A 16,885-nucleotide genomic window follows, 5' to 3' on the forward strand; every position below is an offset into this window, starting at 1 on the left:
TTAGCTGATCTGGGCAACGCCACCACTTAAAGCAAACTTCATAGCTTCGGTTGAAGATACATCTGTTAAAAATTTTACTTTTTCCACCGGTACTATATATACAATTCCACTTACTGCATATGAGTGAGGTACATATACAACTACATGATCTTTTAGTCCCAGTCTTGTTCCGTCATCCTGTGTCATAAAACCCATTCTCCATACATCAGGGGCGTCTACACTAACAAGAACAGGCTTATCAAATTTTCTTTTTTCGCCGGCAAAGGCTTCTAAAAAATCTTTTACCGAAGTGTAAATAAATCTTATCCCCGGCGTTCTCTCCAGTACATGTCCAAAAAATTCGACCACTTTTCCTACTATGTACGATGAAGAAATCCACCCGGTAAGAACTATTATAACAACAATAACCACAAAGCCTACTCCTGGTATTTTGTGTATATTACCATCGGCATCAGGTTTATACAAAACGGGAAACAGGGAATGAATAAAGTTTGGAAGAATATTGTCTATATAATTAAAAAGAGAAAAAACCGCCCAGGCAGTAATAATAATCGGTGCCAGAATGATAAGGCCCTGTAAGAAATATTTTAACAAGTTTCGCCAATGCCAACGCAACGGGTCCTTTACTTTAATTTCCATAAGAACAAAATAAACGAAAAATAAGAAAAGATAGAGAAGTATTCATGCAACCGTATCGCGTTGGTAGTAAAAGCAGGCTATTATTTTGCAAATAAAAAAATGCACAATTCTTATTATTAATTGTGCATTTTGAAAACAAAGTATGAGTTAACCTTTAATTATACTGAAACTTTTGATCCTTAATAATTTCTTCATCTTGCTTAATCTTCTGTTCCCATGCCCACGCAGTTCGCATCATTTCATGCAGATCATATTTAATTTGCCATCCCAAAGTAGTTACTGCATAATTATTATTGGCATAAATAGCTACAATATCCCCCGGACGGCGTGGCCCAATCTGGTAGTTAAGTTTTTTTCCGCTCACTTCTTCAAAGGCTTTTATAGCTTCTAAAACAGTTACACCATTACCTGTTCCGAGATTGAAAATGTCGCAATTGGTCTTGTTTTTATTCGCGAGTAAGTATTGTATAGCTAACGTATGGGCGTGAGCTATATCAGACACATGAATGTAATCTCGAACACAGCTTCCGTCCCTGGTGTCGTAGTCTGTGCCATAAACCGTCATCGAAGGTATTTTTCCTATGGCCGTTTGAGTGATGGCCGGAACAAGGTTAGCAGGTTTGCCAATAGGTAGTTCACCTATAAGGCAAGAAGGATGAGCACCTACCGGATTAAAATAACGAAGCAAAATGGCCTTGGTTTCCGTAGCGTTTACAACACTCGTTATAATTTCTTCTCCCATTTGCTTTGTTGCTCCATAAGGAGATTCTGCTTTTTTGATAGGAGATTGCTCTGTTACAGGAATAATATCAGGACTGCCATAAACGGTGCAGGAAGATGAAAAAACAAAGTAAGGAATGTTAAATTCATCAACGCACTTCAGCAGGTTTATTAGTGAAAATAAATTGTTTTCAAAATACATTAAAGGTTCTTCGACTGATTCGCCTACGGCTTTGTAAGCTGCAAAATGTATAATACCCGTAATATCTTCATTCTCCTGGAAAACAGCTCGCGTGTCATTATAATCTTTTAGGTCTACTTTGTAATTTTTTACTTTTTTGCCAGTCAATTTTTCAATGCCATCTAAAAGATAACGTGTACTTCGCGAGTTATCATCAATAGAAATCACATTGAAACCATTTTCGATAAGGTCAGCAATAGTGTGAGCACCTATATATCCACATCCTCCGGTTACCAGGATTTTACTCATAAATATATATTAAAAGATATTTAAGGCGCAAATTAAGGGTAATGAATGATTTTAGCTATAATATTTTTAGGTTATATAAAGTTTTTCAGTAAGAAAATATAAAAACCTCTTTTAGTAGGTAATATTCAAGTCCCTGATAACCTTACTGATGCACTAAAATTAAAAAGAATAGTCATTTGGGGTGATAAAAGTTGCAATAACAATAAGAGCAATATCGCCATTACGAGTGGCAGGAATGATAAAATAAGAAGGGTTACTATTTTTATAAGTAACCCGTCAACCACGTCAAATTACTAGACAGTAAAAATGAATAAAGCTACCGGCTAAGGTCATGGAAGGTATAAGCATTTTAGTTAAAATAATAGTAGCTATGCTTTTGGTAAATCATGAAAACCATTAACATAAAAAATAAAAAAGCAAAACAATAAGCAACAACCAGTTAAAGTATTCCTGCAGTTGGCAGCGCTATAATTAGAACTTAAGCATATTTAACAATAATCGACTCAATTACATTTGCGGCATCCTCACATTTATCGGTAGCTAACTCTAGTACCTGGTAAATTTCTCTTCTTTTAATTACTTCTTTAAAATCATTTTCCTGGTTAAAAAGCTTTTCAATGCTTAGATCAAATATGTCGTCGGCCTGGTTCTCAATATCATTAACCCTTACCAGGGCCTCTGTTATTTTTCTAAGGTTTTTCATATTTCGTAATTCCTGTACCGCACTTTGAATGTGAATAGTGCCTTGTTCTATTAATTCAGCCATTTTTTGTATGCCCGGGTCATTTGGATTAACCCTGTAAAAAATTATTTTTTTTGCCACTGCATATATGTAGTCAGCAATGTCATCAAGGGCAGAGGCCAGGGTATGAATATCTTCCCTGTCGAAAGGAGTGATAAAATTTCTTCCTAGCTCAGTAAAAAGTTTATGTGTATGATCGTCATTTTCATGCTCGAGATCTTCTAATCGTGTAGAAAGTGATGCCCTTTTATCAAAATCAGGTTCATTAACCAGTTGTTTTAGTACACCTCCCATAGTACGAACAGTAATGCCTACTTCTTCAAATAAGTTATAGAACATTGTATTTTTTGGCATAAAAAATTTGCCGATAGAATTTAATCCCATTGCTTTTTATTTCGCACAAAAGTATAATTATGCCGCCAACCTTTGTCACTTAACTATTTCTTAATAATAAGATAACATAGAATATGCAATAGAATGAATTTATTTAGTATTAAGTTGTTGCCCCCAGTGCTGGCATATTAATGCCTAAGGCTCAGCTAGCTTTTTTATGAAAAAGAGTTTTTTTATACGAAAATTGTTAACAGTAAGTTTTTATTGTCATCACATTTTATTTACATTAGAATGGTTATTTGCAGTGTGAATTTCTTTATAAGTGATGTAGAACGATTTACCGCAATTTTTTAAATTCAATCATATATGACTACAGATAATCATCCTGCAAAGGTTTTAAATGGGACTTCTTCAGGTAGCTTTCATAAATGGTGGCGTTCATCTTCTTTTCTACATTCTAGCAGATACATAAACAATTTTATTGCAAATATTTTTTCTAAAGCTTTTCTTTCAATGTTTGCTGATTTTTATTCTCCATTAAAACACTCCTCGCTACATGGATAATAAGTTGACAATGTTAAAAATGAAAGTAATAGCTCATCCAAAATCAACTAAATAACAGAAGATATAAGGAATTTAATATTAGGTGACAATGAAAATATTATATGCAATACAGGGAACTGGTAATGGACATGTCAGCAGGGCGAGAGATATAATTCCTGTTTTACAAAAAAACCATGAGGTAGATATACTGATCAGCGGGTCGCAAACAGACGTTCAGCTCCCTTTTCCCGTAAAATACAAATATCATGGTCTCGGTTTTGTGTTTGGTAAAAAAGGCGGCATAGATATACTGGAAAGCTATAAGAAAAGCAATCTCAAAGTATTTTTCTCAGAGATAAATTGTCTGCCTGTTCAGTCGTATGATTTGGTAATTAATGATTTTGAACCGGTATCAGCGTGGGCCTGCTATCAAAAAAATAAAAAGTGCATTTCTTTAAGTCACCAGGCAGCGGTATTAAATAAAAATGTGCCGAAACCAAAACATACTGATAAAATAGGTAAAGCTATTTTAAAAAAATATGCGCCTACTTCTGCTCAATACGGCTTCCATTTTAAAGCTTATGATACCAATATTTTCACTCCTGTTATCAGGCGCCAGGTAAGAGAGCACCCCGTGGAAAATAAAGGGCATTACACGGTTTACCTTCCTGCTTACGAAGATAAACGGATAGTAAAAGTATTAAAAGAGTTCCCTTCCGTTAGGTGGCAGGTTTTTTCAAAACATAATAAAAAACCTTTTAAAGAAAAGAACATAACCATTCAGCCAATAAGTAATGAGGCTTTTATTAATAGTATGGCGGCTGCAGAAGGCGTTTTGTGCGGAGCCGGTTTCGAGACACCTGCCGAAGCATTGTTTATGAATAAAAAACTAATGGTTATACCAATGAAGGGCCAATACGAGCAACAATGCAATGCCGCAGCTTTAAAAGATATGGATGTGCCGGTAATCAAAAGCCTGAAACTAAAACATGCAGACAAAATAAAAAAGTGGATAGAATCAGTCAAAAGAATCAAGGTTGATTATCCCGATATTACAGAAACAATTATAAATAAAATACTGGCGGAGCAATATTCTGAAAACATGAATGAAGTGCTGCGTCCGGGAAAAAAAGTGTATACAGTAAAAAAATTCAGGCAGGTAGTACTAAAAAAAATTGCAGCGCATTTATAAATATTTATTGTAAATAATACGAGCAACGGTTTCCATAGCATCATCGTTGCGTCGCAATCACTTCAACAACATATCAATAACAAACTTTAGTTTCCATTAAAAAATGCTTTAAAAGTTTGAAATGGCTTCCAAAGGGTAAAGTGACATGATCTATACAAAAGAAGACTTCGGGGAAGATTTTAAATGGGGGGTATCAACTGCTGCTTACCAGATAGAGGGGGGATATAATTTAGATGGAAAAGGAAAGTCTGTATGGGATGTTTTCTCAAATACAAAAGGTAAAACTTTCCTGGGGCAAAACGGAAATATAGCCTGTGATTTTTATCATCGTTATGCGCATGATATAGCTTTAATGAGCCAGCTCAATATTCCCAACTACCGTTTTTCTATTTCCTGGAGCCGGATTACACCGAACGGTTGGGGCGCTGCAAATCCTAAGGGTATAGAATTTTATAACAAGATTATTGATTTTTGTCTCGACCTTGGTATAGAACCCTGGATTACTTTATACCACTGGGATTTGCCTTATGAACTGGAAAAAAAAGGCGGCTGGACAAACAGGCAAATAATCAATTGGTTTAGTGACTACGTACAGTTTTGTATTAAAACTTTTGGAAACCGGGTAAAGCATTGGATTATACTAAATGAGCCGATGGTCTTTACGGGTGCCGGATATTTTTTAGGCGTTCACGCTCCCGGCAAAAAAGGCCTTACTAATTTTTTAGCGGCTGCACATCATGCTGCACTATGTCAGGCCGAGGGTGGAAGAATTGTCCGTTCAATGTTGCCTGGCAGTATTGTAGGGACTACCTTTTCCTGTTCTTATATTGAAGCTTTTCGAGACAAAAAGCAGGATATTCTTGCATCCACGCGTGTAGATGCATTGCTAAACCGCATGTTTGTTGAGCCACTTGCAGGCATGGGATATCCAATTAAAGACCTGAAATTACTGCAACGTTTAGAACCATTTGTAAAAGACGGAGATGAGAGCAGGCTGGCATTTGATATGGATTTTATCGGAGTTCAAAATTATACGCGGGAAGTTGTGGCGTGGTCATACCTGACACCGCTAATATGGGCTAAAATTATTGCAGCCAAAAAAAGAAATGTTGAAACTACGGTAATGAATTGGGAAGTTTATCCGGAATGCATTTATCAGATGCTACATAAATTTAACGCTTATAAAAACTTCAATAGATTGATTGTTACTGAAAACGGGGCTGCATTTCCTGATGTTGTTATCGATAATAAAGTAAATGATGAAAAAAGAAAAAAATATTTACACGAACATATTGCACAGGTGCTTAAAGCAAAGCAGGAAGGCGTAAATGTAAAAGGTTATTTTGTCTGGAGTTTTACCGACAACTTCGAGTGGGCAGAGGGATATCAGCCACGATTTGGCTTGGTACACGTTGATTTTCAAACTCAACAACGAATAGTAAAATCTTCAGGTTATTGGTACGGTAAATTTTTGCAAAGCGCAGCACTGGAAAATACCGTCTTAAAAAATTGATTGATTAAGTTTCAATAGGAACTTTAGTGAGCTGCACGGTTTTTTGATACAGGTAATTATAAATCTCTATTTGTGATCTTATCTTTTTTTCATCATTAGCAGACGAAACATACCTGTTCGACAACTCCTTATCGAGCCATCTCGCTTTTACGTTATCGCTTAGTTGAATTGATATAATATCTTTCAGTTCTTCTATAATATCTTTATCTGTAACCTGTACAGCTGCCTCAACACGATGGTCCAGATTACGCACCATCCAGTCAGCGGATGAAATATATACTTTTTCCTTACCATCGTTATGAAAAATCATAACTCTTGCATGTTCAAGATACTCATCAATAATACTAATGGCTTTAATAGGTTTTTTAAATTTCAAGTTTTCAACTATGGCACAAAAGATTCCCCGCACAATCATTTTTACTTCAACACCTGCGTGAGCTGCTTCATACAATTTTTCAATTAAAATTGTATCGCTGAGAGAATTAAGTTTTATTGTAATTGCAGCACGTTTCTTCGATTTTGCGTTTTTAATTTCCTTATTAATCAGTACGTTCAGCTCCTGTCGCATATTTGTAGGGCAAACCATAAGAGTTTGACATAGCTTCAGTGGCTCGTTTCCGGCTTTTGGGTTTTCCAGGTAATTAAATATTCTGTTGATATCAGACATAACATGGTGATTGCTGGTAAGCAAACAATGATCTCCATATACTCGGGCAGTCTGTTCATTTAAGTTTCCGGTGCTTACAAACCCATATTGAACGACCTGGTTAGCTACTCTTTTTTTTATGATACACACTTTAGCATGAACCTTCATATTATCTACTCCCAGCAATACTTTTATCCCTTCTTCTTCCAGCCTTCCTTTCCACATAAGGTTTGCTTCTTCGTCAAAGCGGGCACGTAACTCCAGCATTACCACTACTTCTTTTCCATTACGTGCGGCATTTATAAGGGCATTTATAATTTTTGAATTAGGCGCTAGACGATAGGCGGTAATTTTAATGACAGTTACCTGTATATCCATCGCAGCTTCACGCAACAAGTCAATAACCGAATTAAAGGAATGATAGGGGAAATTTAACATTACATCTCTTTCCAGTATTACGTCAGTGACCCTTAATTTATTGGAAAAGGCCGGGTGCAAAATAGCATTGCGGCGAAGACTTTTTGAATTGAAGACATCAGGAAAATCCATAAAATGCCTGAAATTATGTATTCTGCCGCCAGGAATAATATTGTCTTTTCTTGTTAGGTTAAGTTTGCGAATCAGGTATTCAAGCATACCTGCATCCATTTCTTTATCGTATACAAACCTTACTGGCTTACCCTTACGTCGGTTTTTAATCCCTTTTTCTATTTTTTGAATTAATGAAGTGGAAATGTCGTTATCGATATCAATTTCGGCGTCTTTTGTTACCTTGAAAATATGAGAATCAAAATGGTCAAAGCCAAAATAGGAGAATATGGAGGGAAGGTTGAAGCGAATAATGTCTTCGAGAAGAATAATGTAATGCTCACCATTATTCGACGGCAACTGAAGAAACCTTCCTACAGCACGTGTTGGCACTTCTATTAAAGCATATTTTTGATCGTAGGCATCATCGTGTTTTCGCATTACAACGCCTAAATAAATGGACTTCTCCCGTAAGTAAGGAAATTGCGGAATGCTTTCTACCAGCAAGGGAATTACGTTGCTGCGCACTTCTTCTTCAAAGTATTTTTTTACAAAATGCTGCTGCTCAATATCCAACTGTTTTTCGTTAACGATAAAAATTTTTTCGTTTTCCAGTTCTTCCAAAATGCCTTCCCAGATTCGGTTAAATTCGTTTTGTTGCTGCAAAACAATCGTTTGAATGTCTTCCAGTATCTTTTGCGGGTTTTCTTCAAGATGCATATTTTTTATTCCCAGCATCGTCATTCGCTTCAGGGTAGCTACACGAACTCTGAAAAACTCATCCAGATTATTTGAGAAAATTCCAAGAAACCTAATTCTCGATTTAAGGGGCACACTATGATCATTCGCTTCCTGCAGAACACGTGCATTGAAACTCAGCCAGCTAATATCACGTGGAATAATTTTATGTTTGCTCATAAAAATTGTTGTTCAAATATAATACTTGAAATGCTGTGAATAATGTTAAGGATAATTACTAATACTCTTTTACAATAACGATGAGTAAATTATTATACCATTATTTTAAATGTTTTGTAGAGGAATTAAATAAAGTCGGTACAAGTGTGAACCGCAACAACTGCAGGTAGTACCTAAACAGGCGGGTGGAAAAAATTAATAACAATACGTCAACTTCTTTGTGAATAATCATGCTATTATACTACCGCAAAGTTTACTAATTTGCACCTCAACCGTTTTTGGAGCGAGAGAAAATTATGGAAAAGTTTATTGTTTCAGCCCGTAAATACAGGCCCCAGAATTTTAATACTGTTGTGGGTCAAAGCCACATAACCACTACTTTAAAAAATGCCATTCGAAACCAACAGTTAGCCCACGCTTTTTTATTTTGTGGTCCCCGCGGTGTAGGCAAAACCACCTGTGCCCGTATTTTGGCTAAAACAATCAATTGCGAAAATATCAGTCCTGACGGTGAGGCTTGTAATCATTGCCATAGTTGTGTTTCTTTTAATGAAGGAACATCTCTTAATATACATGAACTGGATGCGGCCAGTAATAACTCGGTTGATGATATTCGTGCCCTGGTAGAGCAGGTGCGGTTTGCTCCGCAGGCGGGTAAATACAAAGTGTATATAGTAGATGAGGTGCATATGCTTAGTGCCAGCGCTTTCAATGCTTTTTTGAAAACCCTTGAGGAGCCTCCTTCTTACGCTATTTTTATATTGGCTACAACCGAAAAACACAAAATTCTTCCTACTATTTTAAGCAGGTGCCAGATTTTTGATTTTAAGCGTATAACAAACAATGACACGGTAGAGCATCTGCAGGAAATTGCAGATAAAGAAGATGTTCACGCTGAAAAGGCAGCTCTGCAGGTTATAGCTCAAAAGAGTGAAGGCTGCATGAGAGACTCCCTTAGTATTCTTGATAAAATTGTCAGTTTTACAAATGGTGAGGTCACTTATAGGAATACGTTGGAGCACCTTAACATTCTCGACCATGATTACTACTTCAAGTTGCTCGATACGCAATTGAACCAGGATATGGCGGGAGCGATGTTGTTGTACGACGAGATAAACAGAAAAGGGTTTGAGGGTGACCTTGTATTAAATGGCTACGCCGAATTTATCCGAAATGTGCTGGTGAGTCAAAACCCAAAGGCAGCATCTTTATTGGATGTTGTGGAAGGCTTGCAGCCGAAATATGTGGAAACAGCAAAAAAGGTTAGTCCCGCCTACCTCGTGAGTGCTTTAAACATATTGAATGAAGCAGAAATAAACTACAAGATGGCAAGAAATAAACGCCTTCATGTAGAAATGACTATGATCAAGCTTACTTTTTTACAACAGGCAATCGATTTATCATTTGATAATCAAACCTCTACATTAGTAAAAAAAAAGCGGGTTAACGGACCGGTTGCAGTAAAATTCGAACCTTTACAATCTATTCAAATAAATGCACAAGCTGCTGCTCCAGAACCTGCTGCGGTTCCGCAAAGCAAATTGTTCATTCAACCTCCTGCCGCGACAGTCGTTGCTGAACCTAAACCAGTAATTGAAAAAAAACCAGCGGCAAAAGAAGCAACTGCTTTGCCTAAAATAAAAGAAAATGTTGATCTTCTAACTGAAACGGCTGAAATGCCTGTTCCTCCAAAAGCGAAAATACCTGCGGCTGGCAAAAAATCTTTACTTGAAAGCTTACGAGATAAACATATAACAAACAAAACAAGCGAAAATAAAAAAGAAGCAATTCCTGTAACCGCAGAAAACTTACAGGAACATTGGAACTGTTTTAAAGATAAGCTTAAGCAGCAGGCCAAGCACTCGGTTGTTACGGTTTTCAATAATGCTCAATTGCAGGTAGTAAACGAACAGCATTTTTCTATAAGCGTATCGGCCAGCCTCGAGCAAAAATTTATAGAACAGGAGAAAACAACTTTGCTGGAGTATTTAAAAGAATGCTTTCAGAACCGGAATATAGGTTTTACTATATTGGTAAACGAACAAATTAAAGAAGTAGTAATAGCCGAACCAACACTAACTACAAGAGAAAAATATCAGAAAGTAATAGAGCAATACCCAATGATTAAAGAATTGAAAGACAGGTTGAAGTTGGAGCTGGACTATTGAGTTTTTAATGCATTTTCGGTGCAGAAATATTTACGCATACTCGTTTTTGAATTAATTATTCAATTAATTGTTTCCTTATTTTTTAATGAAAATAGAGGAAACTTTATCAGTATGATTAAAACCTTTTGCTTCTTCCAAACTTCAACTTCCTAAAAAGGAAGAATGTTTACACTAATTTTGACTGCGGCAATTAAAGAAAGGGATTACTATATAAAATATAAAGATGGAAATAGTTGAACAATTAATTCTGAAAACATATAAAGCATCGGCGTCTCTACGGAAAGCAGATGATCACCAAATAATAAAAACTTTACAAATGCTGGCTGATGCCGTTGAAATCAACAGTGCCGACATTTTAAAAGCCAATAGTATCGATGTATCAAAACAGGATCCTAATGATAGCAGAACAGACCGGCTTCGCCTAAATGAACAAAGAATTAAAAATATTGCAAATAGTATAAGGCAGGTAAGCAAACTACCAAATCCGGCAGGAAAATTACTTGAGAAACGAACATTATACAATGGCTTATTATTGGAAAAAATTGCCGTTCCCCTGGGTGTTGTCGGAGCTATTTTTGAGTCGCGTCCAAATGTAACTTTTGACATTGCTACTTTATGCCTCCGCAGCAAAAATGCTTGTTTGCTGAAGGGGAGTAGTGAGGCAGAAAATTCTAACAAAATAGCAGTCCAGATTATTAAGAATGTTCTAAAGGAAAATAATATTGATGAAGATTGCGTCACACTTTTACCATCGAACAGGGAAACAGTGCAGCAATTGTACACAGCGACAAAGTACGTTGATGTGCTGATTCCACGTGGCTCTGAGAGCCTGATACAATCAGTAAGAAGAAACAGCCTTGTACCTGTTATAGAAACCGGCGCAGGGGTATGTCACATTTATGTAGAGAAAGATGCTGAACTAGATAAAGCAGTGAATATTGTTGTAAATGCAAAAGTATCAAGGCCTTCTGTTTGCAATGCAGTTGATTCTGTACTTGTTGATAGCGCAGTGGCCCCTCATTTTTTGGAAAAGCTGCAACCATTGTTTGAAAAGCATGGAGTAGAAATTTTTGCCGATGAAGCTGCTTACGAATTACTAAAAAATTATCCTTACCTGCACAAGGCAACTCCTGAAGATTTTGGACGTGAGTTCATCAGCTTAAAATGTGCCGTGAAAATAGTTAAAGATATAGATGAGGCTCTTTCGCACATTCAGCAATATTCCACTAAACACTCAGAGGCAATTGTATCGGAAAATAAAAACCAGTGCGAACGTTTTTTACAGGAAGTTGATTCTGCTGTCGTCTATATGAATGCTTCCACTCGTTTTACTGATGGCGAGGAGTTTGGCTTAGGTGCTGAAATTGGAATTTCAACACAAAAACTTCACGCAAGAGGACCATTTGCGCTCGAGAAACTGGCGACCGAAAAATGGATTGTGAGAGGAGAAGGGCAAGTGCGGGAATAGTTATTCCAGCATGTTTTTCAACCTAAAGTAAGTCGAGGAGCATGCTTGTCAGTTTATATTTAACTGTAATTGTTTAGACTAATTGAATTTGCGTTTCCTCATATTTATTTTTAAAAGGCGTCTGACCATATTAAACAACAATAATCAGAGAACGACGAAGAATTTTACTTCCGCCCTATTTTACATTATTCTTTACTTCTTGTATCATTATTATCTGGCTGTTTATCCTATCTAAATATCTTTTGATTGTTGGTCTTGCCATAAGATCGTCAATTTTCTAATCATAGTATTTTTCATACAATTCAATAATTTTTTTTTTAATATAATTACCAGAAAATTTTTATTACATTAGCTATAGATCTTTAAATTATTCATTGAAGATAAATTTTTCTCTGAGCAGGTTTCATATCATCTATTCTTAGTGCTTATAGTAAGCATTTTAATTTTCTAACCTACACCGTTCTCTTGTGATCTTAAATTTTTGAGGTATCTCTTTTTATTTGTATTTAGACGATTACTTTAAATGCACCTTTATGAAAAGTTATTCTCTACTAGTTATTGTCCTTCTCCTTTTAACCCTCGGCTGTAAGAAAGAATTAAATACATATCCTACCAGTATTGAACCTAACAATTTGTTTTTACAAAAAATGACAAATTACCAAAGGGTTACTACTATAGATGGAAATGTTACAAAGGTCGGGTGCAACGTTACTAAGTTGCAATCTGGAGAAATATATCAAATATGTGTTCCAGCCAATTGGAATGGAGAATTGATACTGTACGCACACGGGTATGTTTCTCCATTTTTGCCATTGGCTCTGCCTGTCGAGGCTGCAGCTTATGTTCCATTGTTTACAAGTCTTGGCTACGCCTTTGCTACCACAAGCTATAGCGAAAATGGGTTGGCTATCCAATCTGGAGTGGACAATATGTTGAATTTACGAAAAAAATTCATTGAAGAATTTGGGAAGCCAAGCAAAATATATTTGACGGGAGGTTCTGAAGGAGGTGTTGTTACTACCCTGGCTATAGAGCGGCACCCGGAATTCTTTAGTGGTGGTTTGCCACTCTGCAGCCATTGTGGCAATTTTCAGAAGCAAATTGATTATAATGGAGACTTCCGCGTGTTGTTTGATTACTTTTTTCCTGGTGTTTTACCCGGAAACGTTGTAAACATACCTGACCAACTTATTGCTAACTGGCAAACTGAATATGTTCCGGCTATTTTAAAAGCTATCAGGTCAAATCCTGCTGCTACTTTAAAAGTCCTTAATACTGCCCACGCCGCTTACATACCTGGAAATGATAGTAGCATGGCTGTAACTACTATAGGAGTTCTTCGTTATGATGTTTTTGCCACGAGAGATGCAATTAAGAAATTTGGGGGACAACCATATGAAAATATTAATAAAATATATTTTGGTAGCGGGAGCATTTGGGAAGATATTAAATTGAATAAACGTGTGAAACGATTTAGTGCTGACAAAACTGCTTTAAGAACTATTGCACGGTACTATGAAACAAGTGGTAATATACAATTGCCACTTGTTTCGGCTCATACTACACTCGATCCTATTGTACCATTTTGGCATCTTCCTTTGTATGAGTTTAAAACAATTTTACGAGGCACAAATTCTCTTTTTACCGGTATACCTGTTAAAGCCTTTGGTCACTGTGCTTTTACAGAAGCTGAAATAGTACAGGGTTTTGGTTTGCTGGTTCAAAAGGTAAAAGGTCAGACACCGCCAATTACTAAGAAATTAGTTGACCTTAGTAGTACCACAAATGGAAAAATAATACAGTCAGTAGGTAATTAGGGCAGTAATGGATAAGAGTTGAAAAATTTATAAAAGTAGCTATTATAATAGAAGGTTTTCGTTCAATGGTATTTACTTGTTCTTTAAAGAATACGTTTTTGCTTTCTCCAGTTTCTATATGAAAGCAATGCAATTGAATAAAAAAATAAATAGCAGCCATATAATAGCTGCTATTCAATTGTTGCTTTTAGGGAATAATAGTGCTGGTACATTAATTTCTAAAAAGCCTTAAGTCCTATGAGATTACTATAATAAAACCGAATATTTCGAAATAATCATTAGATATTTTTCAACATGCGCGCTGTTAAAACAAACATCATGTGACGACATAATTGTTATTTTTGTCGTCATCCGATACCGATAATGACAGCGTCGATAATCATAAGTAATTTATGCACAAATTATTTCTTTAAAGACAGCACATATTTTACCATTGCCACAGCGTCTTCTTTAGATAAATTTGGATGTGGAGTCATTGGTACAACTCCCCAGTTGCCCGCACCGCCTTTAATTACCTTATTCGATAATGTATCTATCACTTGTGGTGTATTTGGGTATTTTGCTGCAACAGCAGAATAAGCCGGTCCTGTTGAAGCCTCATTTATTTTATGACAGGTTAAACAATCATTTTTTCCAACAAGTTCAAGGCCTTTTTCGTAGTCAGGATTTTCTGCTGGTTCTTCTTTTGCTTCCTCTTTTGCTTCGTCCTTTCTTGATTCTGTTTCCGCGTTTTTGTCATTTCCTCCGCCACCACAACTGGCTAATAAACCTAAACCACCGAAAGAAAGAATAATAAATAGCTTTTTCATGTCCTTTTTAAATTAAATTTTAAAATTATTATTATGATAGTCCCAATATGCTGCGATTCAGTTGTTCATTGCTTCCTGCACCTGCAAAATCATCAAATGCTTTTTCTGTTACTCTTATAATATGGTCTTTAATAAAAATCGCCCCTTCCCTGGCTCCATCTTCGGGATGTTTCAGAGCACATTCCCATTCCATTACGGCCCAACCGGAATAATCGTAAGCTGTCAGCTTACTAAAAACACTTTTAAAGTCAACTTGCCCGTCTCCCAGGGAACGAAAACGTCCGGCACGGTTAACCCAGTTTTGGTAGCCACCATATACGCCCTGTTTGCCTGTAGGATTAAATTCCGCGTCCTTAACATGAAACATCTTTATACGTTCATGATAATTATCTATATAAGAGAGATAATCAAGGCATTGTAATACGAAGTGGGAGGGATCGTATAATAAACATGCTCTTGCATGATTATTTACTTTTTCTAAAAACATTTCGTAAGTCACTCCATCATGCAGATCTTCACCCGGGTGAATTTCATAGCATAGGTCTACACCACGTTCATCATACTCGTTCAAGATTGGTAACCAACGTTTGGCTAATTCTTCAAAACCAGTTTCTACCAAACCGGCAGGACGTTGTGGCCAAGGATATATTGTATGCCAAAGCAAAGCGCCGCTAAATGTGGCACTAGCCTTCAACCCAAGATTTTGTGATGCTTTGGCAGCATACTTAACCTGTTGAACTGCCCACTCTGTTCTGGCTTTTGGATTATTACGAAATTGTTCAGGCGCAAATGAGTCAAACATGGCATCATAAGCAGGGTGCACCGCTACCAACTGACCCTGCAAATGTGTAGAAAGCTCTGTTATTTCTAATCCACATTCATTCACAAGACCTTTTAGCTCGTCTGCATATGTTTTACTTTCTGCAGCTTTTTGCAGGTCTATACACCGCGGGTCCCAGGCCGGTATTTGAACACCAACAAACCCTATGCTTTTCGCCCATTGGCAAATACTTTTAAGATCATTAAAAGGTGGTGTGTCACCAAGAAACTGCGCTAAAAAAATTCCGGGTCCTTTTATTGTTTTCATGGGCAATTCTCCTAATCCCTCCTTACTTCGAAGGGCTTTGTATATAAACTTTAGTAGTTAAGAATAAAGTTATTTAAACGAAATTTTCTCTAAAGGGTGTTTTTAAAGGCTCAGACGTTGAATGGTGTCCATTTTTCCTTCGATGTCGATGAAGCAATTACATTTTCAATAAATGCCATTCCTCGAACCCCATCTTCAATGCCTGGAAAATCTAGCCATTCCTTTTTTGGTTGTTCTCCCGCCAATTGCGCTTTTACGCACAAAGCAAAGTTTCGGTAATGATTTGCAAAAGCTTCCACATATCCTTCAGGATGTCCGGCAGTTATGCGCGTATTATGTTTTGCAACTTCACTCAGGTATCCGGTTCCTGCGCGCCATGTTTCCACGGGCTTGTTGGGAGCTACAAATATGAGCGAATTAGGATCGTGCTGATACCACTTAACACCGCCCTTGTCGCCATAAATTTTTATGTTCAGATTATTTTCCTCTCCCGCCATTATTTGTGATGCAATCAAAACTCCGGTAGCACCATTTTCAAATTTCAATAAAACCGCGCCATCATCATCCAGTTTTCTGCCTTCCACAACTATATGCAGATCTGCCAGTATTTCCGATACTTTAAGGCCCGATATATATTCAGCAAGATTAAAGGCGTGAGTGCCAATGTCTCCCATGCCGCCTGCTATTCCACTTTTAGAAGGGTCTGTTCGCCAGGAAGCCTGCTTATTATCATTTGACGCTTCTACAAAAGAACTTAGCCAACCCTGGGGATAAGTAACCAATATTTTCCTTATGTTGCCAACTTTGCCATTTGCTACCTGTACCCGTGCTTCTTTCACCAACGGATAGCCGGTGTAAGTATGAGTTAAGCAAAAATATTTTCCGGTCTTTTCTACAACTTGTTTTAGTTCTTTTGCCTCAGCAAGTGTAAATGTCATTGGCTTGTCTAAGACCACATGAAATCCGTTTTCCATTGCAAGTTTAGCCGGTTCAAAATGCACGTGATTAGGCGTTACAATACTTACAAAATCCATTCTCACATCATCAGAAAGTTCTTTTTCTTTCGAAATCATTTCCTGGTAAGAGTCATATACCCGGTTAGGGTCAAGGTTTAAGTCTCGTCCACTGTCTTTTGATTTCTTTGGGTCTGAGCTTAATGCACCACAAACTAATTCAATTTCACCATCCATTATAGCTGCCATTCTATGTATTACCCCGATAAATGCTCCCGCTCCTCCACCTATCATACCCATTCTTAATTTTCTCATATAG

The 16,885-nt window shown here is 36.9% G+C and carries 12 protein-coding genes; 5 read left to right on the forward strand and 7 right to left on the reverse strand.

Going from position 1 to position 16,885, the window contains the following annotated elements:
• From B154_RS0107155 to B154_RS0107165, 3 genes are all read right to left on the reverse strand, one after another.
• The gene (locus tag B154_RS0107155; protein ID WP_018612937.1) at window positions 1–639 is read right to left on the reverse strand and encodes a DUF502 domain-containing protein; all 639 of its coding nucleotides are present in this window, start codon (window positions 637–639) and stop codon (window positions 1–3) included.
• A 154-nt stretch (window positions 640–793) separates the two neighbouring features.
• A complete protein-coding gene (gene galE, locus B154_RS0107160; RefSeq protein ID WP_018612938.1) occupies window positions 794–1,849 on the reverse strand; it encodes a UDP-glucose 4-epimerase GalE in 1,056 nt (351 codons plus the stop codon).
• Between the two features lie 478 nt (window positions 1,850–2,327).
• On the reverse strand, window positions 2,328–2,930 hold the full coding sequence (locus B154_RS0107165; protein WP_245542566.1) for a DUF47 domain-containing protein: 603 nt from the start codon (window positions 2,928–2,930) through the stop codon (window positions 2,328–2,330).
• A 646-nt stretch (window positions 2,931–3,576) separates the two neighbouring features.
• Between B154_RS0107165 and B154_RS0107175 the strand changes: the two genes are divergently transcribed.
• Entirely contained in the window at window positions 3,577–4,659 is a 1,083-nt protein-coding gene (locus B154_RS0107175; RefSeq protein WP_018612943.1) for a glycosyltransferase family protein, read from the forward strand.
• Window positions 4,660–4,804: 145 nt separating this feature from the next.
• Window positions 4,805–6,172 (forward strand): GH1 family beta-glucosidase, encoded by a 1,368-nt coding sequence (locus tag B154_RS27895; protein WP_018612945.1) that lies wholly within the window; start codon window positions 4,805–4,807, stop codon window positions 6,170–6,172.
• Window positions 6,173–6,176: 4 nt separating this feature from the next.
• Here B154_RS27895 and ppk1 read toward each other — a convergent pair whose 3' ends face one another.
• Window positions 6,177–8,264: a polyphosphate kinase 1 gene (gene ppk1, locus B154_RS0107185; protein ID WP_018612947.1), complete on the reverse strand. Its 2,088-nt coding sequence runs from the start codon at window positions 8,262–8,264 to the stop codon at window positions 6,177–6,179.
• Between the two features lie 296 nt (window positions 8,265–8,560).
• On the opposite strand from ppk1, the gene B154_RS0107190 reads away from it, so the two are divergent.
• The 3 genes from B154_RS0107190 (at window position 8,561) to B154_RS0107200 (ending at window position 13,717) form a co-directional block, all read left to right on the forward strand.
• The gene (locus B154_RS0107190; protein ID WP_018612949.1) at window positions 8,561–10,432 is read left to right on the forward strand and encodes a DNA polymerase III subunit gamma/tau; all 1,872 of its coding nucleotides are present in this window, start codon (window positions 8,561–8,563) and stop codon (window positions 10,430–10,432) included.
• A gap of 223 nt (window positions 10,433–10,655) precedes the next feature.
• Complete coding sequence (locus tag B154_RS0107195; RefSeq protein WP_018612951.1) at window positions 10,656–11,900, forward strand: glutamate-5-semialdehyde dehydrogenase; 1,245 nt, start codon at window positions 10,656–10,658, stop codon at window positions 11,898–11,900.
• Between the two features lie 533 nt (window positions 11,901–12,433).
• On the forward strand, window positions 12,434–13,717 hold the full coding sequence (locus tag B154_RS0107200; protein WP_018612953.1) for an alpha/beta hydrolase family protein: 1,284 nt from the start codon (window positions 12,434–12,436) through the stop codon (window positions 13,715–13,717).
• Window positions 13,718–14,118: 401 nt separating this feature from the next.
• On the opposite strand, the gene B154_RS0107210 is transcribed toward B154_RS0107200, so the two are convergent.
• From B154_RS0107210 to B154_RS0107220, 3 genes are all read right to left on the reverse strand, one after another.
• A complete protein-coding gene (locus B154_RS0107210; RefSeq protein WP_018612958.1) occupies window positions 14,119–14,526 on the reverse strand; it encodes a c-type cytochrome in 408 nt (135 codons plus the stop codon).
• A 31-nt stretch (window positions 14,527–14,557) separates the two neighbouring features.
• Window positions 14,558–15,613 (reverse strand): sugar phosphate isomerase/epimerase family protein, encoded by a 1,056-nt coding sequence (locus B154_RS0107215; protein WP_018612960.1) that lies wholly within the window; start codon window positions 15,611–15,613, stop codon window positions 14,558–14,560.
• A 110-nt stretch (window positions 15,614–15,723) separates the two neighbouring features.
• The gene (locus B154_RS0107220) at window positions 15,724–16,881 is read right to left on the reverse strand and encodes a Gfo/Idh/MocA family protein (protein WP_033411306.1); all 1,158 of its coding nucleotides are present in this window, start codon (window positions 16,879–16,881) and stop codon (window positions 15,724–15,726) included.
• Window positions 16,882–16,885 lie beyond the last annotated feature (4 nt).

Origin of the sequence: Segetibacter koreensis DSM 18137, from assembly GCF_000374045.1 — a bacterium.
Classification (GTDB): Bacteria; Bacteroidota; Bacteroidia; order Chitinophagales; family Chitinophagaceae; genus Segetibacter; species Segetibacter koreensis.